The 23498-nt window shown below is 69.2% G+C and carries 20 protein-coding genes and 1 other RNA gene; 14 read left to right on the forward strand and 7 right to left on the reverse strand.

The window, feature by feature from the left end:
- Nucleotides 1-25: 25 nt before the first annotated feature.
- Genes MAA8898_RS14830 through MAA8898_RS14850 form a run of 5 tightly spaced genes read right to left on the reverse strand, consistent with a single transcriptional unit; the run spans nucleotide 26 to nucleotide 4979 of the window.
- A complete protein-coding gene (locus tag MAA8898_RS14830; protein WP_094021816.1) occupies nucleotides 26-1339 on the reverse strand; it encodes a TRAP transporter large permease in 1314 nt (437 codons plus the stop codon).
- Nucleotides 1336-1875, reverse strand: coding sequence for a TRAP transporter small permease subunit (locus tag MAA8898_RS14835; protein ID WP_094021817.1), 540 nt, complete (start codon nucleotides 1873-1875; stop codon nucleotides 1336-1338). Before MAA8898_RS14835 ends, MAA8898_RS14830 begins: the two co-directional genes overlap by 4 nt.
- A 9-nt stretch (nucleotides 1876-1884) precedes the next feature.
- On the reverse strand, nucleotides 1885-2964 hold the full coding sequence (locus MAA8898_RS14840; RefSeq protein ID WP_094021818.1) for a C4-dicarboxylate TRAP transporter substrate-binding protein: 1080 nt from the start codon (nucleotides 2962-2964) through the stop codon (nucleotides 1885-1887).
- Nucleotides 2965-3017: 53 nt separating this feature from the next.
- Entirely contained in the window at nucleotides 3018-4163 is a 1146-nt protein-coding gene (locus MAA8898_RS14845; RefSeq protein ID WP_094021819.1) for a CaiB/BaiF CoA transferase family protein, read from the reverse strand.
- Between the two features lie 3 nt (nucleotides 4164-4166).
- Complete coding sequence (locus tag MAA8898_RS14850; RefSeq protein WP_094021820.1) at nucleotides 4167-4979, reverse strand: citryl-CoA lyase; 813 nt, start codon at nucleotides 4977-4979, stop codon at nucleotides 4167-4169.
- Between the two features lie 134 nt (nucleotides 4980-5113).
- Here MAA8898_RS14850 and MAA8898_RS14855 point away from each other — a divergent pair, with 134 nt between their 5' ends.
- The 7 genes from MAA8898_RS14855 to MAA8898_RS14885 all read left to right on the forward strand — a co-directional run bounded on the left by MAA8898_RS14855 (nucleotide 5114) and on the right by MAA8898_RS14885 (nucleotide 12160).
- Nucleotides 5114-5977, forward strand: a complete 864-nt coding sequence (locus MAA8898_RS14855; RefSeq protein ID WP_094021821.1) for a dioxygenase family protein — start codon at nucleotides 5114-5116, stop codon at nucleotides 5975-5977.
- 6 nt (nucleotides 5978-5983) lie between these two features.
- The gene (locus MAA8898_RS14860; protein WP_094021822.1) at nucleotides 5984-6787 is read left to right on the forward strand and encodes an IclR family transcriptional regulator domain-containing protein; all 804 of its coding nucleotides are present in this window, start codon (nucleotides 5984-5986) and stop codon (nucleotides 6785-6787) included.
- A 32-nt stretch (nucleotides 6788-6819) separates the two neighbouring features.
- Nucleotides 6820-8322, forward strand: a complete 1503-nt coding sequence (locus MAA8898_RS14865) for an amidohydrolase family protein (protein WP_094021823.1) — start codon at nucleotides 6820-6822, stop codon at nucleotides 8320-8322.
- 100 nt (nucleotides 8323-8422) lie between these two features.
- Nucleotides 8423-9445, forward strand: coding sequence for a uroporphyrinogen decarboxylase family protein (locus MAA8898_RS14870; protein ID WP_094021824.1), 1023 nt, complete (start codon nucleotides 8423-8425; stop codon nucleotides 9443-9445).
- Nucleotides 9446-9531: 86 nt separating this feature from the next.
- A complete protein-coding gene (locus tag MAA8898_RS14875) occupies nucleotides 9532-10128 on the forward strand; it encodes a VOC family protein (RefSeq protein WP_094021825.1) in 597 nt (198 codons plus the stop codon).
- Nucleotides 10129-10229: 101 nt separating this feature from the next.
- Nucleotides 10230-11309, forward strand: coding sequence for a Gfo/Idh/MocA family protein (locus tag MAA8898_RS14880; RefSeq protein ID WP_094021826.1), 1080 nt, complete (start codon nucleotides 10230-10232; stop codon nucleotides 11307-11309).
- Between the two features lie 14 nt (nucleotides 11310-11323).
- Nucleotides 11324-12160, forward strand: coding sequence for an amidohydrolase family protein (locus MAA8898_RS14885; RefSeq protein WP_094021827.1), 837 nt, complete (start codon nucleotides 11324-11326; stop codon nucleotides 12158-12160).
- A gap of 103 nt (nucleotides 12161-12263) precedes the next feature.
- On the opposite strand, the gene MAA8898_RS14890 is transcribed toward MAA8898_RS14885, so the two are convergent.
- Nucleotides 12264-12854, reverse strand: a complete 591-nt coding sequence (locus MAA8898_RS14890) for an NAD(P)H-dependent oxidoreductase (RefSeq protein ID WP_094021828.1) — start codon at nucleotides 12852-12854, stop codon at nucleotides 12264-12266.
- A 311-nt stretch (nucleotides 12855-13165) separates the two neighbouring features.
- On the reverse strand, nucleotides 13166-14422 hold the full coding sequence (locus MAA8898_RS14895) for a cytosine deaminase (RefSeq protein WP_094021829.1): 1257 nt from the start codon (nucleotides 14420-14422) through the stop codon (nucleotides 13166-13168).
- Nucleotides 14423-15027: 605 nt separating this feature from the next.
- On the opposite strand from MAA8898_RS14895, the gene MAA8898_RS14900 reads away from it, so the two are divergent.
- From MAA8898_RS14900 to MAA8898_RS14930, 7 genes are all read left to right on the forward strand, one after another.
- Complete coding sequence (locus tag MAA8898_RS14900; RefSeq protein ID WP_094021830.1) at nucleotides 15028-16161, forward strand: metallophosphoesterase family protein; 1134 nt, start codon at nucleotides 15028-15030, stop codon at nucleotides 16159-16161.
- Nucleotides 16158-18776 (forward strand): AAA family ATPase, encoded by a 2619-nt coding sequence (locus MAA8898_RS14905; RefSeq protein WP_094021831.1) that lies wholly within the window; start codon nucleotides 16158-16160, stop codon nucleotides 18774-18776. Before MAA8898_RS14900 ends, MAA8898_RS14905 begins: the two co-directional genes overlap by 4 nt.
- Nucleotides 18777-18788: 12 nt before the next feature.
- Nucleotides 18789-19138: a transfer-messenger RNA gene (ssrA, locus tag MAA8898_RS14910) on the forward strand.
- A 163-nt stretch (nucleotides 19139-19301) separates the two neighbouring features.
- The gene (chrA, locus tag MAA8898_RS14915) at nucleotides 19302-20549 is read left to right on the forward strand and encodes a chromate efflux transporter (protein ID WP_094021832.1); all 1248 of its coding nucleotides are present in this window, start codon (nucleotides 19302-19304) and stop codon (nucleotides 20547-20549) included.
- Between the two features lie 62 nt (nucleotides 20550-20611).
- Entirely contained in the window at nucleotides 20612-21088 is a 477-nt protein-coding gene (locus tag MAA8898_RS14920) for an SspB family protein (protein WP_094021833.1), read from the forward strand.
- Nucleotides 21089-21203: 115 nt separating this feature from the next.
- Entirely contained in the window at nucleotides 21204-22598 is a 1395-nt protein-coding gene (fumC, locus tag MAA8898_RS14925; RefSeq protein ID WP_094021834.1) for a class II fumarate hydratase, read from the forward strand.
- Nucleotides 22599-22770: 172 nt separating this feature from the next.
- Nucleotides 22771-23367, forward strand: coding sequence for a protein-methionine-sulfoxide reductase heme-binding subunit MsrQ (locus MAA8898_RS14930; protein WP_094021991.1), 597 nt, complete (start codon nucleotides 22771-22773; stop codon nucleotides 23365-23367).
- The last annotated feature ends 131 nt before the right edge of the window (nucleotides 23368-23498 follow it).

Consider the following 23498-nt stretch of genomic DNA (forward strand, 5'->3'; position numbering starts at 1 on the left):
TGAGGGTCCGTTTCTTGTCAGAGGGTTAAATCCGCGCCAGCCAGGTGGCGATGGCGGGAAACAGGATCAGGATCACCAGCGCGACCATCATCGCGCCGACAAAGGGCACCGCGCCCTGGAAAACGTGGCTGACCTTGAGCGAGGCGTCGTCCATCGCCGACTTGATGGTGTAGACCGACAGGCCGAATGGCGGTGTCAGCAGGCCGATCTCGACCGCGACCACGGTCAGCACGCCGAACCAGATCATGTCGAACCCCGCCGCCTGCGCCACCGGCAGCGCGATCGGCAGCACGATCAGCATGATCGAGATCGAATCGATCAGGCATCCCAGCACGATGATCAGCAGCAGGTAGAGGATGAGAAAGCCATACGGCCCGATGCCGCCCGACAGCAGCCCCTCGGCCAGCACGCGCGGCACACCCGACAGCGCCAGCATCCGGCTGAAGAAGGTCGCCGCCAGGATCAGGAACAGCACCGACACGGTGATGCGCCCGGTCTCGACCAGCAGCCGCCAAAAGCTGCGGCGGTCCAGCGACCGGCGCATCAGCGCGATGACCAGCGCGCCGGCCGCACCCGCCGCCCCCGCCTCGGTCGGGTTCAGGAAGCCGCCGTAGAGCCCGCCCAGCACCACCACCATCAGCGACAGGATCGGCACCGCCTTGACGATGATCTCGCCCAGCCCGAGGTCGCGCGCCGCTTCGGCGGTGTCCTCGTGGTCAAAGACAAATCCGGGCCGGTACTTGGCCAGCAGCAGGATGGTGCCGCAGAACAGCGCCGACAGCAGCAGCCCCGGCCCGATGCCCGCGAGGAACATCCGCCCCACCGATTGCTCGGCCAGCACCGCGTAGACGATCATCAAGAGCGACGGCGGGATCAGCATCCCCAGCACCGAAGAGCCCGCCACGACCCCCGTGGCAAAGCGCGTGGAATAGCCGTGGCGCTGCATTTCCGGCACCGCGATGCGGCTGAACACCGTGGCGCTGGCGATGGAGATGCCGGTGATCGAGGCAAAGACCGCGTTGGCAAAGACCGTCGCCACCCCCAGCCCCGCCAGCACCCGGCGCAAGAGCCGCTGGAACACGTCGAAGGTGTCGCGCCCGACACCCGAGACCGTCACCAGCAGCCCCATCAGCACGAACAGCGGCACCACGGCGAACAGGTATTCCTCCAGGCTGTCGTTGGCCGCCTGCGCCATCATGCGCACCGCCACGGTGTCGTTGCGGATCAGCGCGACCCCGGCAAAGCTGACCGCCAGCATGCCGATGCCGATGGGCAGCCCGATGGCGATCAGCGTGATCAGCGCGGCAATCGCCAGCGTGCCGATTTCGACCGGGCTCATGTCGTGGGCCCCAGCACGCGGCGCGCGGCGATCAACGCGGCGCGCAGGAACTCGATCGCCGCCACGGCAAAGCCCAGCAGGATCAGCACGCGAAATGGCCAGGTCGGCAGCGTCGCGATGCCTTGCACGCCGATGAACTCGACCGCGTTCCAGTCCTTTTCAAAGATGCGGACCGTGGCCCAGGCGATGGTGCCCAGCACCGCCGCCCCGGTCAGGTTGAAGACGACCTGCATCAGCGCCGCCACCCGCGGCGCGCGCCGCTCGACCCGGTCCAGCAGGAATTCGGTGCGGGCCAGCCGTCCGGCCCGGATCGTCGCGGCCAGTTGCAGCGCCACCAGCGTCACCACCAGGAAGGCGCCCAGTTCCGACACCAGCGGCAGCGAGGCCCCCAGGCTGTTGCGCGCCACGATGTCGGCGCAGATGATCACCATCAGCACGCCGATCATCAGGGTGCCGACGGCGGCGAAACCGTCGACCACCGCCCCCCAGAGCCGCGCCACCGCGCCCCCGGGTCCGCCCTGTCCGTCGCCTGCCATGCTCCGGGCTTACTTGTCCCAGTCGCGCACGGGCACTTCGCCACGGGCGCGCAGAGCTTCGAGATAGGCCGCCAGGAACTCCGACGCGGGGATGCCCCGCGCGTCCAGCGGTTCGGCCCATTCCCTGGCAACGTTGGGCAGCTTGTTCGCCCACTTGGCCAGTTCGCCCTCAGGCATGTCCACGATCTGCACCGGCACCGACTGGCCCGCGCCCAGTTCGACCATCTTGTTCAGCGCGCCTTCGTGGCGGGCCACCAGGTCTTCGCCATGGCTGACGGTGTAGTGCTTGCCCGCCTCGATCATGGCGTTCTGCACCTCTTCGGGCAGCCCGTCCCAGCTGTCGCGGTTGATCGCGATGGCGCCGGAAAACGCCCCGCCGGCATCAAAGCGGTTGATGATCGGCGCCACCTCGTACAGCTTGATCGGCAGCGCCCCCAGCGCCAGCGTCAGCACGCCGTCGGACACGCCGGTCTGCACGTCGGTGTAATAGGTGGTCAGCGCGCCGTCGACGGCGTTGGCGTCCGTCCCGCGCAGCCAGTTGCCCAGCACCCCGGGGGCCGAGATCTTCATGCCGGCGATGTCGTCGATGCCGGTCAGCGGCGTCTTGGTGTAGATGTCGTAGAGGTCCGTCGCGGTAAAGCCCAGCACCTTGAGGTTGTGCTGTTCCCATTCGTTGCGGAACGCCTCGTTGGTCTCATAGAGCTCTTCCATCACCGCCAGGATCGCCGGCGGGTTGGCGCTGGCAAAGGGTGCATTCGAAGACGCCTGGCTCAGCGGCAGCTTGGCCTGCTCGAGAAAGGAAAATACCCAGCCCACGTCGGTGATGCCTTCCTCGACCGAGGTCAGCGTGGCGTTGGCCTTGTAAAGCTGGCCGCCGAATGCCTCGTTCCATGCGATCCTGTAGGTGCCGGTCTGGGCCAGGATCTCGTCGGTGCGCGCCATGAAATGAGTCTGGATCATGCCGACCCAGGGCACCACCGTCGGGTGGCTGGAGGCCACGGTCAGGCTGATGGTTTCCTGCGCCTGCACCGGCACCGGCACCGGCAGCGCAAGCATGCCCGCCATCAGCGCGCCATACATCACTTTCATTCTCTTTCCTCCCCTCAATGGGCCGGGCGACATGCCCGGTCCGGTCCTCGTGGTCAGCCGGCTTTGCGCCGTGCCAGTTCCGCGCGGATTTCTGCGCCGTGCTCGTCCAGGACGGGCGGCGGCCGCACCTCCGTGTCGGGCGTGCCGTCAAAATTGTAGGGCGCGCGCACGGTGGTGAAGGTGCCCAGTTCCGCAGACGGGACCGAGGTCTTGATCCGCAGGTGTTGCGCCTGCGGGTCCTCCAGCGCCTCGTCGCTGTCATAGGCCGGGCTGTGCGGCACCTCGTTGGCCTCCAGCAGATCACACCAGGCGTCCCGGGTCCTTTGCCGGAAGACCGGCGTCAGGATCGCGATCAGATCGTCCTGGTGCCTGATTCGCTCCATCCGTTCGGCAAAGCGGGGGTCCTGGCTCAGCTGCTCCATGCCGGTCGCGGCCAGCATCCCCTCCCAGAACTTGGCGGGCGAGGACAGGTGGATCGCCACCCACTTTCCGTCCGCGCATTCAAAGGTATAGCTCTGCGACACCACCGGGCGCGACAGCGGCCCCATGACCTCGCCGGCCGAGTAGTAGTGGGTAAAGCTGTCAAGGTTGAAATGGCACATCGCCTCCAGCATGGAGATGTCCAGCCGCCGCCCCTTGCCGGTCTGCGCCCGTTCCAGGAGTGCTGCGAGGATGCCCATGGCGGCATACTGCCCGGTCACGGCATCGGCGATGGCCGGGCCGATCACGCGCGGATCGGTCGGCGGGGTCAGCAGACGCAGGTAACCGCTCGCCGCCTGCGCCACGGTGTCATAGGTCGGCCGGTCGCGCGACGGGCCGGAGGTGCCAAAGCCCGAGATCGCGCAATAGATCAGGTCGGGGCGATGCTTGCGCAGATCGTCCTCGCCCGCGCCCAGCTTGTCCGCCACGCCGGGGCGAAAGTTCTGGATGAACACGTCCGCCGTCGCCACCAGGTCATGCAGCACCGCCAGGTCGGCGGGCTGGCGCGTGTCCAGCGCGATGGAGCGCTTGTTGCGGTTGTAGGTCTGGTAATGCGGCGAATAGAGCCCGCCCTTGAAGGCGCGGAACGGGTCGCCCGTGCCGGGGCGTTCCACCTTGATCACGTCGGCGCCCAGGTCGGCCAGGTGCATCCCCGCCGCCGGCCCGGTGATGTAGGTGCCCAGTTCGACGACGCGGACAGACTCGAGGATCTTGACCATGACCTACCCCGCCGTCTTGCCGTGCTTGGGCGACGGCTTGCCGTCATAGCCGATGGCGACATCCGCCTTGTGGGACAGGATGAAACCGATCGAGCGTTGCGCCTCTTCGAACAGGTGCGCCGACAGCCCCGCCGCCCGCGCCAGCAGCGGCACCGCCTTCAGCGCCCCCACCGGCCAGCCCGCGTCCAGGATCACCGCCGGGATCGCGCCCGACACGTTGATCGGCAGCGGCCGCTCGATGATGTCCGACGCATGGGCGCCCAGGATGCGCAGCATCTCGACGTGCTTGCCCGACACGCCCAGGTCGTCCGCGATGGCCAGCAGCCGGTCCGCGCGCGGATCGCCGCCCGAATGCTGCGGATGGCCCAGCCCTGCCACCTTGCGCCGCGCCGCCTTGTGTTCGTTCAGGCTCTCGATGGCGACACTCTCGAAATCCCACCCTTCCGCCTCGGCCCGCTCGACAAGCTCGACGATGTAGCGCCCCGCCGATTCGGAGCTGCCCGCCACCACGCTGCCCATGCCCAGCAGCCCCGCCGACATCGCCCCCTGCCAGGCGTCCGGCCCCGCCGCCAGCGTCATCCGCGCCGCCTGCACCGAGGGCACCAGCCCGTGTTCGGCGATCGCCACCAGGCAGGCGTCCATCATGTCGCGCTGCACCCGGGTCGGCTTTTCGCCCAGCACCAGCAGCCAGAAATAGTCGGTGAACCCGATCTTGCCGATCAGGTCGTCACACAGATCCAGCCCCCGCACCGTGATGCTGTCCGCGTCCGAGGTGGCGATGGCCGTATAGGCCTGGTCCTGTTTTCCGATCCGCATGGCCGCTCCCGTTTTCACATTGTTTTTCGCTATGCGAAAAAAAATTCTCTTGCCGAAAATAATGGGCCGACCTACCCTAACGTCAAGCGGTAATTTGCGGCAACCGGCGGAGGCCGCGACGAGGGAGGGAAACCATGAAGGATATCAACCAGTTCACCATCACGGAGGCGGTGAAGAAGTCGTTCAACACCGAACCGGACAGCCGGTTCGAGCAGCTGTTGCACGGGCTGATCGAGCATCTGCACGACTACACCCGCGAACATCAGCTGACCCATCAAGAATGGATGAAGGTCTTGATGTTCCTCTACGATTGCGGCCAGATCTCCACCCCCGAACGGCACGAATTCATTCTCTTGTCGGACGTGCTGGGATTCTCGGCGCTGGTCGACATGATCAACACCAAGGGCGGCGCCACCGAAGGGTCGAACCTCGGGCCCTTCTACCTCGACAACGCGCCGCGCAAACCGCTGGGTGCAGACCTCGGCGACGGCCGCGACGGCGTCTGCGTGCTGGTCCACGGCAAGGTGACGGATTCGCTGCACAAACCCCTGCCCGGCGCCGTGGTCGACACCTGGCAGGCCGACGGCGCGGGCACCTACCCGATCCAGGAGCAGGAACAGGGCCAGGACAAGATGGACCTGCGCGGCGTGTTCGAAGCGGATGACCAGGGCCGCTACTGGTACACCACCGTCCTGCCCAAGCCCTATACCGTGCCCTATGACGGCCCGGTGGGCGAACTCTTGCGCGCCGGCAACCGCCACGCCTGGCGCCCGGCCCACCTGCACTACATCGTGCGCGCCCCGGGCATGGCCTCGATCACCACCGAGATCTTCTTCGAGAACGCCGAATACGTCGACAACGACGCGGTGTTCGGCGTGCGCCGCTCGCTGCTGGCCAAGGTGCACCCGGCCAAGCGCGCCAAGGACCTTGGCCTGCCCACGGACAAGACCCCCGACGCGGTGGTCGAGTTCGATTTCGTCCTCGCGCCGCAGGGCTGACCCGCCATGGCGCGCGACGGCGACAAACCGGCGGAGTTCGTCGAGGCGCTGGCCAAGGGTCTCGCCATCCTCGAATCCTTCGACACCACCCACCCGGAGATGACGCTGTCCGAGGTGGCCCGCCGCGTCGGCCTGTCCCCCGCCGCCGCGCGCCGCTCGCTGATCACGCTGGCCGAACTGGGCTATGTCGGCCAGCATGACAAACGGTTCCACCTGAAACCGCGCATCATGGCGCTGGGCTCGGCCTTCTACTTTTCGGCCCGGGTGGATGAGCTGTTGCAGCCGGACCTGCGCGACCTGGTGAACCGCTTCGGCGATGCCTCATCGGTGGGCGCGCTGGACCGGACGCAGGTGATCTACGTCGCCCATGTCTCGGTCCAGCGGGCGCGCCGCGCCGCCGCCGTGGTCGGCGCGCGCTACCCGGCCTATGCCACCTCGATGGGCCGCGTGCTGCTGGCGGGGCTGGACGATGCGACGCTGAATGCCCGCCTTGCCCAGACCGACTTCCAGCCTTTGACATCAAAGACCTGCACCGATCCCTGCCAGCTCCGGCAGGAGGTGATGACCGTGCGCGCCAACGGCTATGCCACCACCGTCGACCAGCTGGACTACGGCATCACCGCGCTCGCCGTGCCGATCCGCGACCCGCAGGGCCGCACCATCGCCGCGCTCAATTCCTCGGGCTACACCGGGGTCGTCACCCCCGAAAGCCTGATCCGCGAACGCCTGCCCGCCCTGCGCGAGGCGGCATCCCACATCGCCCACGAAATCGCCCGCTTTCCCGTGCTGCAATCGGTGCTGGGCGGCTGAACCAGCAAAAGACACACAGGGAGGAAACCACCATGTGCCGACTGTGCACCCCCGCCACCCCGATCGCCAAATGCCCCGGCGCCGGTCCGCTTGTCCGCGCCGCCTCGGGCGAAACCTCCAGCGGCGCGCAGGCCGCCGCCTCGGCCCGCACCCATGTCACCGCCGCCAGCCTGCCCGACCTGTCGGGCCAGAAAGGCACCCGCATCCTGATCAAGGGCGGCGTGGTGATGTCGGTCGATCCCGCCGTCGGCAACTTTGCCGTGGGCGACGTGCTGATCGAGGGCGACCGCATCCTCGAAGTCGGCGCCAACATCCAGGCCGCCGATGCCCACGTGATCGACGCCAGGGGCAAGATCGTCATGCCCGGCTTCATCGACACCCACCACCACCAGTTCGAGACCGGCCTGCGCTCGACCCTGTCGGATGCCATCGTCGTCAACGACGGCCGGCCGGAAAACGCGCGCAACTACTACGAGGCGATGCTGCTGGGCTTCTCGCAGCACTACCGCCCGCAGGATGTCTACATCAACGAGCTTTACGGCGGCCTCGCGCAGCTGGATGCCGGCGTCACCACGGTGATGGACGTCAGCCAGATCCACCACTCGGCCGAGCATTCCGACGCCGCCATCGAGGGCCTGCGCGACGCCGGCCGCCGCGGCGTCTTCGGCTACTTCGAAGGCTGGTGGGACGGCAAGGAATACCCCCAGGGCGCCCGCCGCATCCGCGAACGCTACTTCTCCTCCGACGACCAGTTGTTGACCATGGTCATGGGCGGCGAGATCTACATCGACGGCTACCAGGAGGCGTGGAAGATCGGCCGCGAGCTGGACCTGCAAATCGCGCTGCACGTCGTGACAACCTTCGGCATGACCCCCACCTTCGACGCGCTGGCGAAATCCGGTGTCTTTGGCCCGGACAACATCTTCATCCACATGACCGGCATGACGGATGATGCGTGGAAGGCCGCCGCCGACGCGGGCGCGCATGTCTCGCTCTCGGTGCCGATCGAGATGCACATGCGCCACGGCCAGCCGCCGATCCAGAAGGCGCTGGACCTCGGCATGTCGATGTCGCTGTCCTCGGACGTGGAATGCACCATGTCGGCGGATTTCTTCACCCAGATGCGCGCGCTGGTCACACTCCAGCGGATGCACGCGAACGAACTGGCGCTGGGCGGCGCGCAGGATTTCCCGGCGCTGATGAAGACCGCCGACGCGATCCGCCACGCCACCATCGAGGGCGCCAGGGGCCTGCGGCTGGACCGCAAGACCGGCAGCCTGACCCCGGGCAAGCAGGCCGACATCCTCCTGCTGGACGCCGAAGCGATCAACGTCGCGCCGCTGAACAACGCCGCCGGCGCGGTGGTCACGCTGATGGACCGCAGCAACGTCGACACCGTCATGGTCGCCGGCAAGATCCGCAAGTGGCAGGGACAGCTCCTGGGCCACGACCTGGCCAAGCTGCGCCGCGAGCTGGAGGAAAGCCGCGACTACATCTTCGAAAAGGCGGGCGTCCAGCACGACCTGTTCGCCTGAGAGAGAACACGGCCTCTTTGCCTGAGGCCGCAACCCCTCACCGCCTGACATGACCCGGGGCGCGGCCCCTGTCCGCCCCCGCCAACCACAGGAATGCGCCATGCTTTTCCCGACCTCGCTCGTCGGCTCCTACCGCCAGCCCGGCTGGCTCATCGACCATGACAAGCTGGGCGGCCAGTACCCGCCCCGCACCCGCGCGCGCGAACTCTGGCGCATCCCCGAACCGCTGCTGTCGCAGGCGCAGGACGATGCCACCCGCCTCGCCATCCTTGACCAGGAGCTGGCCGGCCTCGACATCATCACCGACGGCGAGATCCGCCGCGAAAGCTATTCCAACCGTTTCGCAACCGCGCTCGACGGGCTGGACCTCGACAACTACGGCACCATCCTGACCCGCTCGGGCAAGCCGGTGCCGGTGCCGCGCATCACCGGCCCGATCCGCCGCGCCCGCCCGGTCGAGGTGGACGACCTCAGGTTCCTGCGCGCCCACACCGACCGCACGATCAAGATCACCCTGCCCGGTCCCTTCACCATGAGCCAGCAGGCGCTGAACGAACACTACGGCACCGCCGAAGAGGCCGCGATGGACTACGCCCGCGCCGTGCGCGAGGAAATGGCCGACCTGTTTGCCGCCGGGGCCGACGTGGTGCAGCTGGACGAACCCTGGATGCAGGCCAAGCCCGAGCTGGCCGAACAATACGGCCTCGCCGCGCTGAACGCCGCATTGGAGGGCGCCGCCGGCACCACCGCCGTGCACATCTGTTTCGGCTACGCCGCGATGACCAAGCAACGCCCCGAGGGCTATTCCTTTCTGCCGCAGCTGGCCGATTGCCTCTGCGACCAGGTCTCGATCGAGACCGCGCAGTCGAACCTCGACACCTCGGTGCTGGAAACCATCCGCGGCAAGACGGTGATCCTGGGCGTGATCGACCTGTCCGACATGCAGGTCGAATCGGCCGAGACGGTGGCCCACCGCATCCGCCGCGCGCTGCCCCACGTCGACGCCGACAAGATCGTCGTCGCGCCCGACTGCGGGATGAAATACCTGCCGCGCGACATCGCCTTTGGCAAGATGCAGGCCATGGCGCAGGGCGCCGCCATCGTCCGGGCCGAACTGGCCTGACCCGCTGACAGACCCTGTGCGCGGACAAACAGGACAAGGCGGCTGCCGCGGGCTACCTTGGCCACATCAGACCAGGGAGGAACACCATGTCCGGCACCGAATACCGCAAGATCCAGACGCAGGGCGTCCACCACATCACGATCATCGGCGCCGACCGCCAGACCTCGATCGACTTCTGGGAGGGCGTGCTGGGCATGCCCTTCGTCTTTGACCAGCCCAACCTCGACGACCCGAACGAAGGCCACCTCTACTTCGACCCAGGCGACGGCCGCCTGATCACCATCTTCACCAACGAAGAGCGCAAGCCCGATGCCACCCCGGTCCCCGAGGCGACCGGCTCGCTGCACCATCTCGCGCTGAACGTCAGCCAGGCGACGTTCTGGCAGGTGGCGGCACGGCTGGACGCGCGCGGGGTCAAACATTCCGGCCCGGTGGACCGCGGCTTCATGGATTCGATCTACTTCCGCGATCCGCTGGGCCTGCGGCTGGAACTGGCCAGCTACCGCTTCGAGCCGCCCGAGGGCTGCCGCCACGCCGACGTGATGATCGAGGCGCACCGCATCCGCAGCGCCCGCGGCGACCACCACATCGACCGCGAACACCTCGCCGACGCGATCGAGCTGCTGGTACAGCGCCGCCAGTCCTCGCTGTCCACGGACCGGGGCGCGCGCAATCCCTATTGACGAACGCGCCGTTCTGCACTTTTCCTTGCAGACAGCATGATCCCGCGCCACCCTGCTCCGCAGGCCCGGCGCGCGGGTCATCACCGCAGGAAAGGCACCACATGGCCAAGGTACGTTACGCCGTCGTCGGCGCGGGCTGGATCTCGCAGATCGCCTTCCTGCCCTCGGTGGCGCAGACCGGCAATTCCACCGTCGCCGCGCTCGTCAGCGGCAGCCCCGATGCGGCGCGCAAGCTGGCCGAGTTCCACGCCATCCCCGAAGTGCTGGACTACGCGCAGTATGACGCCCTCATCGCCTCCGACCGGATCGACGCCGTCTACATCGCCCTGCCCAACTCGCAACACGCCGACTACGCCATTCGCGCGCTGAAGGCCGGCAAACACGCGCTGGTGGAAAAGCCGCTGGCCCTGACGGTTGCGGAATGTGAGGCGATGATCGCCGCCGCGCAGGCCTCCGGCGCCCACCTGATGACCGCCTACCGCCTGCACCAGGATCCCGGCACCGTCGAGGTGCTGGAGCGCATCCGCGCCGGCGCCATCGGCACGCCACGGCTGTTTTCCTCGGTCTTCGCCTTCCAGACCGAGGCCGGCAACCACCGCCTGCGCGCCGAACACTGGGGCGGCCCCTTGCAGGACATCGGCGTCTACTGCCTGAACGCCGCGCGCCACGTGTTCCGGGCCGAACCGACAGAGGTCTTCGCCATGGCCGGCCACGGCGACGGCGACCCGCGCTTTGCCGAGGTCGAGGAAACGCTCGCCGTCACCCTGCGCTTTCCCGCAGAACGCTTTGCCCAGTTCCTCGTCAGCTTCGGCGCGGACGCGGTGGACAGCTACACCGTCGTCGGCACACAGGGCGTGCTGACCGTCGACCCCGGCTACCGCTTCGAAACCGACGTCGCCTTCACCCTGCGCAGCGGGGGCGAGTCCACGGCGCAGCACACCGCCGCCCCCTGCGACCACTTCGGCGCGCAGACCGCCTATTTCTCCGACTGCATCCTGACCGGCACCCCACCCTCATCCGACGGCGCCGAGGGGCTGGCCGATGTCGCCATCCTGCGCGCCATCGAGGCTTCGGTCAAAACCGGCCAGCCCCAGCCCGTCACCCTGCCGCCGCGCCCGCGCCACCCCGGCCCCGACACCCTGCGCCAGGTGCCCCGCACCGACCGCCGCCTGGTCCTCTGATCCCGGAGCACGCCATGACCCAGATCGACGCCCACCACCACTTCTGGCACCCCGCCCGGGGCGATTACGGCTGGATGCCGCCGGACGACCCCATCCTGACCCGCCCCTGCCACCCCGCCGACCTGGCCGACGCCCTGGCAAGAACCGGCGTCGAAAAGACCGTCCTCGTGCAGGCCGCCCCCACGCTGGAGGAAACCGAATACCTGCTCGGCATCGCCGACTGCACGCCGCACGTGGCCCGCGTCGTCGGCTGGATAAACTTCGAGGATCCCACCCAGATCGCCCATCTCCGCCGCCTCGCCCGCCACCCGAAGTTCGCCGGGGTCCGCCCGATGATCCAGGACCTGCCCGACGACACATGGATGCTGCGCGAGGACGTGCAATGGGCCTACCAGGCGCTGATCGAGCTGGACCTCACCTTCGACTGCCTCGGCTTTCCGCGCCACCTCCCGCATTTCCATACCCTGCTCACCCGCTACCCGCAGATGCGCGCGGTGATCGACCACTGCCTGAAACCGCAACTGCGCAGCCACTCCGCCGACAGCCTCAAAAGCTGGGCCGAGGGCATCACCCGGCTGGCACAGGACACCTCCGCCAACATCAAGCTGTCGGGCCTCGTCACCGAACACGACAGCCTGCCCGACGACACGCTTCTGCGCCCCTATACCGACCACGTCCTGGCCACCTTCGGCCCACACCGCACCATGTGGGGCTCGGACTGGCCGGTCTCCCGCCTGCGCTGCGACTACGCCGACTGGCACGCGCAGGCCCGCCGCCTCACCGCGCACCTGAGCGAACCCGATCAGGCCCAAATCTTCGGCGGCACGGCGGCACGATTCTACCGGATCTGACCACCCGCCCCAGGCTTCTTCTTGGCGGAAATACCTCCGGGGGTGAATGGACCGCAGGTCCAGAGGGGGCAGCGCCCCCTGCCCTGATCTACCTGCCCTGCGCCTACAGCCGGTCCACCGCCCGCCCGACCCGCGCCAGGTGCCGCGCCCGGCTCTCCGGCGTCGAGGCGTCCACCAGGTATTGCGCCACGAACACGGTCCGGCAGCGCCGCGCGCACAGCGCCCGCACCCCGCGCAGCAGCGTCCGCCGCCCCGGCGCGCCCATCAGCCAGGTCAGCCACCAACTGGCCCCGCAGGTGGTGAACACCGCCAGCCGGGTGATATGGGTCAACGCCGGCGCGATCCCCTCGCCCGGCCCCTTCGGCAGCGCAAAGGCCACCCCCGGCAACAGCACCCGGTCCAGCCAGCCCTTGAGCATCGCCGGCAGCCCGGACCACCAGGTCCGGTAGACAAGGATCAGCGTGTCGCACCAGGCCAGGTCCGCCACCTGCCGCGCCACCGGGGCGCGATCGCTGTCCTCGTCCAGGTAGCCGTCCCAGTCCGCCGCCGACAGCACCGGGTCAAAGCCCTCGGCATAGAGGTCGTGGTGCCGCACCTCCGCCCCGCGCGCCTCCAACCGTGCCAACACCTGCGCGCACACCGCCCCGGTAAAGCTCTCCGGCTTCGGATGGCAGGAAACAACCAGCGCCCGCATGGCTCACAGCTCCTTTTTCCCGCGCGCGACCAAGGACGCCTTCGCGATCCGCCCGACCCGCGTTCATGACGCCCGCATAGCGCATCCCATGCACCCGCGTCACCTGCCTGACGATCCCCCGCCCGGACCGCGTGCCGCCCCCCTGGACATGCAGCGCATGCCGCCAGCCTCCCGGATAAACGCGCAGCGCCAAGATGCCCCGCCCCCTGCGGCTTCTTCTCTGCGAAAATACTCCCGGGGTGAATGGCGCCGCAGGCGCCAGAGGGGCAGCGCCCCTGCCCGGCGCACCCCAGCGCCCGCCCTGCCGGCGGCTAGGAGTCCCTCCAGAGGGTATCGAGCTCGGCATGATCGGGCAGGTCGCGGCGGATCGCCTCGCCGGCGCGCAGCACGATGCGGTCGCTCTGCGGACGCGCCAGCAGCTCGGTCCAGTCGCGCGCGCGAAAGATCACCAGGTCCGCAGGCGCCCCGGGGCTCAGCGAGGAGGGGGCAAAGCCGCAGCTCGCCTCCGGCGTCAGCGTCACGCTGCGGATCCAGTCGCTGTCGGAGTGGTCCAGATGGGCGATGCGGGTCGCCTCGCGCAGCACCTCCAGCATGTCCATGTCGCCATAGGCATAAAACGGATCGCGCGTGTTGTCCGAGGCAAAGGAAACCGGAATGCCGCGCGCCTTCATCTCGTGCACCAGCGTCACGCCGCGCCGCCGGGGCGTGCCCGCGCCCCGGTCCTGCAGGTAGAGGTTGCACATCGGCAGGCTGACCACGTGCAGCCCGGCCCGCGCCACCAGGTCCAGCGTGTCCAGCGCGCGGCCCTCGTCCTGCGTCGACAGCGAACAGCAGTGACCGACGACAACCCGGCCCCTGTAACCGGTCTCCATCACCGTCTCGGCGATCAGGCGCAGCGTTTCCGAGGCGGGATCCAGGGTCTCGTCACAGTGGAAATCGAGGTCGAGGCCCTGCCCGGCGGCGGTCTCGATGTGCCCTTGCAGGCGCGTCGTCAGGTCCGGCAAGGGATAGGTCACCATGCCCAGCACGCCGCCATGCTCCGCCACGGTGCGGACAAGGTCGGGGTACTCGGCGTCGCCATAGCTTTCGCAGGAAATCAGGCTCACCGCCTGCAACTCGATCCGCCCGGCCCAGGCGGCGCGCAGCTCGGCAAACACCGGCCAGCTGATGCGGAACTGGCCCTCGGCGGAATCGAGGTGCGTGCGGATCTGCCGGGTGCCATGCGCATGGGCGCAGCGCAGCGAAAAGCCCATGCGCGCGCGCAGGTCCTCTGGCGACCAGTTGGCACGGTCCGCCCCCGCCGCGCGCAGGGCGCTGGCAAAGCGGCCGTCGGGGTTGGCGGCGCGCGGCCAGATATGCCCCTTGTCCAGGTGCGTGTGCATGTCGGTGAAACAGGGCAGCACCATGGCCCCGCGCATGTCCACCGCCACGCCGCTCGGGGCGGCGATCCTGGCGCCGGCGATGCCGAGATCGGTGCGGATGAGGTCGCCGGGCCGCCCCAGCAGGCAGGCCGGCACGGTGACATTGGCCAGCGTGAAGGTGCCGTGCGGCAAGGAGGTGAAATCCATCGGTTTTCCCTTTCCAACGCGCTTTCGTACCGGCGCGGGCGGTCCTCTCAGGCGCCTGCCCCTTGCCACCCCCGGGGCCAGGACCGGCATCCGCCCCGCGCGGCGCCGTCTCAAGCCGAGGTCGAGGCGAGTCCAGGGCCCCACCCCGCCGGTCCCACGCCCCGCGACGACATAGGGCCGCGCAAAGGGGGCGGCAAGACAGCCGGCACAGGGCGCCCGACACACGCAGCCAGCGGCCACAGCCGCCCCACGGTCAGAACGGCACACCGCAGAAGGTCCCTCTCCCGGCACGCCGGCTTTCCGGATGCACCCCCCCTTGCCGCCCGCGCAGAAAGGCGTTTCGAAACGCCTTTCCCCCGGCCCGCAGCGCAGCCCGGACCACCCCCGCCGCACCAGCGGCACCCCGGCCGGCTTCTGCCACCTCTCCACGGCGCGCAGAAAGGCGTTTCGAAACGCCTTTCTCCCGGCCCCCAAGGGCGGCACCGCCCCCTACTCCGGCCCCGCGCTCCCCATCCCTGACAGAACCTGTCGCCATGGCAGTCCGAAGCGCTTGCCCTCGCCCCGTCCCGCTGCTTGGATGCGCCCGACCAACCGTCCGGAGCCCCATGCCACACTTCCGATTCATCCACGCCTCCGACCTGCACCTTGGCCGCCGCTTCGCCAACATCCCGCAGGCCGAGGACGGCAACATCCGCGGCCGCCTGATGGAGGCCCGGCACATGGCCATCCCCCGCCTCGCCCGGGCCGCCCGCGACAGCGGCGCCGCGCACGTGCTGCTGGCCGGCGACACATTCGACACGCCCACACCCTCGGCCGGCGTTCTGCGCCAGGCGCTGGCCGCCATGGGCGACGACCCCGCAATCCACTGGTGGCTGATCCCCGGCAACCACGACAACCTTGCCAGCGCCGAACCGCTGTGGGACCGGCTGGCGCGCGAGGCCCCCGCCAATGTCCACGCCCTGACCGACACCACCCCGCAGCCGCTGGCCGAGGGCGTGCACCTGCTGCCCTGCCCCGTGCCGCACCGCAACCCCGGCCGCGACCTGACCGAGGCGCTGACCACCACCGCCACCCCGGACGGCACCCTGCGCCTCGCCCTCGCCCACGGCGGCGTCACCGACTTCGACGAAAGCGGCGCGCACATCGCCCCCGACCGCGACCGCCTGTCCCGGCTGGACTACCTCGCCCTGGGCGACTGGCACGGCCGGCTCGCCATCTCGCCGCGCACCCAGTTCCCCGGCACCCCGGAACAGGACCGGTTCAAGCACAACCGCCGCGGCCTCTGCCTCTCGGTCACCCTCGCCGGCCCCGGCGCGCCGCCCGAAGTGACCGAGATCGAGACCGGCCAGTTCCTCTGGACCGAATCCGACCTGCCCCTGCTGTCCGACATCGACGCCCCCGAGGCCCTGCGCGCCCTGCTGCCCACCACCGGCCGCCGCGACATCCTGCAACGGGTCCACGCCACCGGCTGGGCAGGCCTCGCGCAGCGCGCCGCCCTCGAACACGCCGCCGCCGACGCAGCCCCCGATTTTGCCCTGCTGGAGCTGACCACCGACCGCCTCGGCGCGCTGCACGACACCCCCGACCTCGACGCCATCGACCGCGGCGGCGCGCTGCGCCAGGCCGCCGAGGCGCTGCGCGACGCCGCCGCCGACCCCGACCGCGCCGCCGAGGACCGCGCCATCGCCGCCGAGGCGCTCGCCCGCCTGTTCGCCTATGTGACGGAGCCCGCGTCATGAAACTGCGCCGCATCGCCGTCAACAACCTGCGCCGCTTCACCCGGCCGGTCGAGATCGCCGGCCTGTCCGACGGGCTGAACGTTCTCAGCGCCCCCAACGAACAGGGCAAATCCACGCTGTTCGACGGCCTCCAGGCGCTGTTCTTCATCGCCCACGGCGGCCAGCCGCGCGAGATCAAGTCGCTCCAGCCGCACGCCAAGGGCGCCCCCGAGGTGCAGGCCGAGGTCGAGACCGCCGAAGGCACCTTTACCGTGACCAAGCGCTGGTTGCAGAAACCCCGCGCCACCGTCCACCGCGACGGCCGGCTGGTCGCCCAGGCGGACGAGGCCGAGGCCTGGATTTCCCGCCTCGCCGCCGCCGACGCTGGTGGTCCGGCCGGGCTGCTCTGGGTCCGCCAGGGCATCACCGCGCTGGGCCAGGGCACGAAAAAGGAGATGGACTCGCAGCTCGAGGCGCGGCGCGACCTGCTGTCCTCCGTCACCGGAGAGGTCGAGGCGATGACCGGCGGCGCGCGCATGGACGCCGCCCTGAAACGCTGCCGCGAGGAACTGGCGACCTACGCCACCGGCACCGGCCGCCCCAAGGTGGGTGGCCCGTGGAAGGACGCCGAAATCCGCGTCGAGACCCTGCGCGCCGAGCGCGACACGCTGGCCCGCACCGCCGAGGAACTGCACGAGGCGCTGACCGCCCGCAAGCGCGCCCGCGCCGAACTGGCCGAGGTCGCGAACCCCGAGGCCGAAGAACGGCGCAAGTCCCGCCTGGCCGAGGCCACCGCCGCCCATGCCGCCGCCGAGCGCCACGCCGACCAGCTGGAACAGCTGACCCGCGCCACCGACACCGCGCGCCTGCGGCTCGACGCGCTCACCCGCCAGCGCGCCGACCTCGCCGCCGCCCGCGCCGAACGGGCCGAGGCGCAGGCTCGCCTGCAAGAGGCCCAGGCCAGCCGCACGCAGGCCGAGACCGATCAGGCCAAGGCAGAACAGGCCACACAAGCGGCCACAACCGCACTGGCCGAGGCGCGCGCCGCGCTGACCACAGCCGACGCCCGCCTGCGCAGCGCCGAACAGGCCCGCCGCCTGCGCGAAAGCGCCGCCCGCCGCGCCGACCTGACAGACCGCCTACAACAGGCCCAGACCCTCGCCGCCACCCTCGCGACCCGCACGCGCGAGGCCCGCCAGGGCCCCACGACGCGCGAGTTGCAAGCGCTCGACCGCCTCGCCGCAGACCTCGACCGGGCGAAAGCCCTGCGCGACGCCGCCGCCGCACACCTGCGCATCGCCTACGACCCCGGCCGCGACGGCGCCATCACGGCAGAGGGCCAGCCGGTGCAAGGCGACCGCGACCTGCCGCTGCTGACCGACACGACGCTCAGGCTGGACGGCATCGGCACGCTCACCCTGCGCCCCGGCGGCGCGCTGGACGACAGCGCCGTCAGCCGCGCCCAAGAGGCCCTGGACACCGCCCTGCGCAAGCATGACCTGCCCACGCTCGACGCCGCCCGCGCCGCCGCCGAAACCCGCGCCAGCGCCGAACGCGCCGCGGCCGAGGCCAAGGCCGCGCTCACCGCCCTCGCCCCCCAGGGCCTCGACGCGCTGCACGAGGCCCTCGCCGCGCTGCCCGACCCGCAGGAAACCGGCGACGCCCCCGACCTCGACACCGCCGAATCCGAGCGCGCACAGGCCGAAGAGGCCCGCGTCAGCGCCGAAGCGCGCCTTGAGGCGCTGCGCGACCGCCTGCAAGCCGCCCGCACCACGCTGGCCCGCGCCCAGGCCGACACCCAGGCCGCGACAGACCGGCTGACCCGCGCCGACAGCGCCCTGTCGCGCCTCTCCGACGTCCCCGAGGACGAACTCGCCCGGCAAGAAACCGAAGCCCGCGCCGCGCTGGACAAGGCCACCGCCGCCCGCGACGCCGCAGCCCGCGACGCGCCGGACCTGGAAACCACCGGCGCCGCGCTCGCCCGCGCCCAGTCCGCCGACCGCGCCGCCGCCGAAGCCATCGCCCGCCTGCGCCCCGAGATCGCCCGGCTGGACGAACGCATCTCGCGCGGCTCCGAAGGCGCGGTCGAGGAACGGCTGGCCGAAGTGACCGAGCAGCTGCGCGCCGCCGAACGGACCCTCTCCCGGATCACCCGCGACGTCGCCGTCCTCCAGCGCCTGCAATCCGTGCTGGAAGCCGCCCGAACCGCCGCGCGTGATCGCTATTTCTCACCCGTTGCCAATGCCTTGCGCCCGCTTCTTCACCTGCTCTGGCCAGAGGCGCAGCTGGACTGGGACGACGGCGCGCTGCTGCCCCGCCACCTGCTGCGCCAAGGCGAAGTGGAACCGATCGACATCCTCTCCGGCGGCACCCAGGAACAGCTGGCCCTGCTGGTGCGGCTGGCCTTTGCGCGGCTGCTGGCACAGGACGGCCGCGCCGCGCCGGTGATCCTCGACGATGCGCTGGTCTACACCGACGACGACCGCATCGAACGCATGTTCGACGCGCTGCACCGCCAGGCCGCCGACGTGCAGATTCTCGTGCTCACCTGCCGCCAGCGCGCCTTCCGCGATCTCGGCGGCACGCAGCTGCAGATCCGCCCCCTGACAGGCCGCGACAGCCTGATGGACGCCTGAAACCCGCGATTTGCCCTTTGCAAGCGCGCCCTCCGCGCCTATATTCAACCTGTCTCGCAAGGGACTATGGACATAAACGCGCATGTAATAAGCGGATCGGACCCGGGGGCGGTACCCGGCGGCTCCACCAAACCTCCCTTGTTGGGGGAGTCTGGGGCCGAAACAGGATCGACGAACGTGTAAAGATGTGGCTTTGTCCCGGTGAGGTACCACCGTTATCGGTCCGTAAAGCATAATTGCCAACAACAATCGTGCTCCGGTTGCACTGGCTGCGTAAGCAGTCCGTAAGACCGAATCTTAAGCCCTTGCGCCTAGCAGCGTAAGGCGGGGTTCGCAGGCACCTGGCAACAGAAGCCTGCACTTTCCCCCCGACAGACCCCCACACGGCCCCGGCTTCTTTGGTTTGAAAAATACCTCGGGGGAGTCGCGCATCGCGCGACGGGGGCAGCGCCCCCTCTACGACCCCCTTGACCCTGTCCCGCGACCTGTCACACCGGCATCATCCCCCGGCGACAAGGGCCCGTGATGACCCCGCTCACCTCCCTGTTCCGCGTCTTCGGCCGCATCGGCCTGATGTCCTTTGGCGGCCCGGCCGCGCAGATCGCGCTGATGCACCGCGAACTGGTCGAGGACCGCCCCTGGCTGACCGAACAGCAGTTCCTGCGCGCGCTCAGCTTCTGCATGCTGTTGCCCGGACCCGAGGCGATGCAGCTGGCCACCTACGCCGGCTGGCGGCTGCGCGGCATCCCCGGCGGGCTGATCGCCGGGCTGCTGTTTGTCCTGCCCGGCGCGGCGCTGATCGCCGTCCTCGCCCTGCTCTACGCGCAGTACGGCGCCCAGCCGCAGACCGAGGCGCTGCTGCAGGGGGTCAAGGCCTGCGTGCTGGTGATCGTCGCGCAGGCGCTGCTGCGGCTGTCGCGCAAGGCGCTCAAGGGTCCCGCCGACCGCATCGCCGCCGGGCTGTCCTTTCTCGGCATCTTTGTCTTCGGCCTGCCGTTCCCGCTGATCATCGCGCTGGCAGCCCTCTGGGGCGCCCTCCGCACGACACAGCCCGCACCCGCGACCCCTCCGGCAGCCGCCGCAAGGACCACCTCCCCGGCCACCCTCGCCCTCTGGGCCGCGCTCTGGCTCGCGCCCCTGCCGCTGTTGCACCTGGCCGGGCAGACGCTGCTCTTTGACCTCGCGCTGTTCTTCGCCAAGCTGGCCGTCGTCACCTTCGGCGGCGCCTACGCGGTGCTGGCCTACATGGCGCAGGAGGTGGTCGAGACGCGCGGCTGGCTGGACGCCACGCAGATGGTCGACGCGCTGGGCCTGGCCGAAACCACCCCCGGCCCGCTGATTCTGGTGACGCAGTTCGTCGGGCAACTGGCCGGCCACCAGCAGGGCGGCGCGCTGTTCGGCCTCGCTGCCGGGGCGCTGACGTTGTGGATGACCTTCGTGCCCTGCTTTCTGTGGATCTTTGCCGGCGCGCCGCACGTCGAACGGCTGCTGGCCCGCCCGCGCCTGCAAACCGCGCTGGCGGCGATCACCGCCGCCGTCGTCGGCGTCATCCTCAACCTGTCGTTGTGGTTCGCGCTGCACGTCGCCTTTGCCGATGTCACCCCGCTGACGCTGGGCCCGCTCAGGCTGGACCTGCCCGACCCGGCCTCGCTGCGCTGGCAGGTTCTGCCGCTCACCGCCCTTGCCGCGCTGCTGATTTTCCGGGCAAACCGCGGCATTCCGGTGACGCTGGCGGCCTGCGCCGCGCTGGGCTGGGCGCTGGGCCAGCTGTGACATTCGCCCCTTTTACTCCCCGACAAAAGCAATATGGTGAGAAGACGCGGAGAGAGGTCCCCATGTCCGAAGGCATCGACTACGGCAAGCTTATGCACCGTGCCATGCGCGGTCTGATCCAGGAGGTTCTGGAAGGTGTGCAGGCGCGTGGTTTGCCGGGCGAGCATCATTTCTTCATCACCTTCGACACCGGCCACCCCGACGCCGAGCTGGCGGACTGGCTGGCCGACCGCTACCCCGACGAGATGACCGTGGTCATGCAGCACTGGTACGACGATCTCGACGTCGGCGACGACGGTTTTGCCGTCACGCTGAATTTCGGCGACGCGCCGGAACGGCTGTACATCCCCTACGACGCGATCAAGACCTTCGTCGATCCCTCGGTCGAATTCGGCCTGCGCTTCGAAAGCCAGACCGGCGACGACGAGGATGACGACGACGAGGACGACGATCCCACTCCGCCCGACGGCACCCCCGGCAAGCCGCGCGACAAGGGGCACGAGGCCGAAGTCGTCAGCCTCGACCGTTTTCGCAAGTGATCCGGCCCTGATGTCCTGCGCATTCTGACGCATGTGAGCGGTATCCCATGGTATGCCGCCTTGCCTTTCGCGGGCGCTTGGGTAAGACGGGGCGACCCGTCCAGGAGGCTTTGCCATGACCGCTACCCGCACCGAGTCCGACAGCTTTGGCCCGCTCGAGGTTCCCGCCGACAAGTATTGGGGCGCGCAGACCCAGCGCTCGATCATGAACTTCCCGATCGGCTGGGAAAAGCAGCCCGTCGCCATCGTCCGCGCGCTGGGCGTGATCAAGCAGGCCTGCGCGATGCAGAACAAGGCCACCGGCGACCTGGACCCGAAACTGGCCGATGCCATCATCCAGGCCGCGTCGGAGGTGGTCGCCGGCAAGTTCGACGACAATTTCCCGCTGGTGGTCTGGCAGACCGGATCGGGCACGCAGTCGAACATGAACGCCAACGAGGTGATCGCCAACCGCGCGATCGAGCTTCTGGGCGGCACCATCGGCTCGAAAAAGCCGGTGCATCCGAACGACCATTGCAACATGGGCCAGTCGTCCAACGACACCTTTCCCACCGCCATGCACATCGCCACGGCGATGATGGTGCGCGACGTGCTGCTGCCCGGCCTGACCAAGCTGGCCGAGGGGCTGGAGCAGAAGTCCGCCGAGTTCAAGGACATCATCAAGATCGGCCGCACCCACACGCAGGACGCCACCCCGCTGACGCTGGGGCAGGAATTCTCGGGCTACGCCATGCAGATCCGCAACGGGCTGAAGCGCGTCGACGCCGCCATGCCCGGCATCTACGAACTGGCCCAGGGCGGCACCGCCGTCGGCACCGGCCTGAACACCAAGACCGGCTGGAGCGAGGCCGTCGCCGCCCACATGGCCGAAATCACCGGCCTGCCCTTCATCACCGCGCCGAACAAGTTCGAGGCGCTGGCCGCGCATGACGCCATGGTGTTCCTGTCCGGCGCGCTCGCGACCATCGCCGGCAGCTGCTACAAGATCGCCAACGACATCCGCCTCTTGGGCTCCGGCCCGCGTTCCGGCCTGGGCGAGCTGATCCTGCCGGAAAACGAGCCCGGATCGTCGATCATGCCGGGCAAGGTCAACCCGACCCAGGCCGAGGCGCTGACCCAGGTCGCCGCCCACGTCATGGGCAACGACGCGGCGATCAAGTTCGCAGGCAGCCAAGGCCACTTCGAGCTGAACGTTTACAACCCGATGATGGCCTACAACCTGCTGCAATCGATCCAGCTCTTGGGTGATGCGGCGGACAGCTTCACCGAGCGGATGCTGCTGGGGATCGAGGCGAACCGCCCGCGCATCCAGAAGCTGATGCAGGAATCGCTGATGCTGGTCACCGCCCTTGCGCCGACCATCGGCTACGACAACGCCACCAAGGTCGCCAAGACCGCGCACAAGAACGGCACCACGCTGAAGGAAGAGGCCATCGCGCTGGGCTTCGTCGATGCCGAGACCTTTGACGCGGTGGTGCGGCCCGAGCAGATGATCGGCCCGAAGGACTGACCTCGCGGTCCGGAGCGGGGGCGCTGCCCCCGCACCCCCGGAGGTATTTTTCCCAAGAAGAAACAGGGGCGTGTCGTGGGGCGGCGCGCCCTTCTTCTGCACTGCGGCGGAAATCACGACGGAAGGCGGGGGCTGCGCCGTTGAACAGGGGCAATCTGTTCAGGAGTACATGATGTCCCGTCTTTCCCCCTGGTGGCTCTGGGCCGTTCTGGCCCTGCCGGGCCTTGGCATGGCCGTCGATCTGGTCAATTCCACCGATCCGCGTATCTTTCACCGCCTTTTGCATCCCACCGGCGAATTCGCCGCGCGGTTCATGATCATCGCCATGCTGGCAACGCCGCTGATGCTGCTGTTCAAGGGCTGGCGCGGGCCGCGCTGGCTGAAAAGGAACCGCCGGTATTTCGGGGTCGCCGCCTTTGCCTACGCCTTGGCGCACACCGTGTTCTACCTGGTGGACAAGGGCACGGCCGGGGCGGTCCTGGCCGAGGTGCCGCGCTTCTACATCTGGACCGGCTGGCTGGCCTTCGCGATCTTCATTCCGCTGGCGGTGACCTCGATGGATTATTTCGTCCGCGTCATGGGACCGCGTTGGAAGGCGCTGCAACGCTGGACCTATCCCGCCGCCGTCCTGACGCTGCTGCACTGGGCCGCGCTGCACGACTGGGGCAGCCCCGCCGCCGCTCTGGTGCATTTCGGTCCGCTGGCCCTGCTGGAGGGGTATCGCGTCTGGTACTGGTATCTTCGGCCGCGCCCCTCCGTCGCCGCCTGAGAGCTGCGGTCCCGTCCCGCGCGGGCGGGCCCGCGCCCTTTCCGGGGTTTTGTACAAAACGACATTTTTCGCGTACAGGACGTACATAACGTACAAAATCCGGCTGGATCGGGCGGCCCGCCCGGGGCATC

Origin of the sequence: Antarctobacter aquimaris (genome assembly GCF_900184945.1) — a bacterium.
Classification (GTDB): domain Bacteria; phylum Pseudomonadota; class Alphaproteobacteria; order Rhodobacterales; family Rhodobacteraceae; genus Maliponia; species Maliponia aquimaris.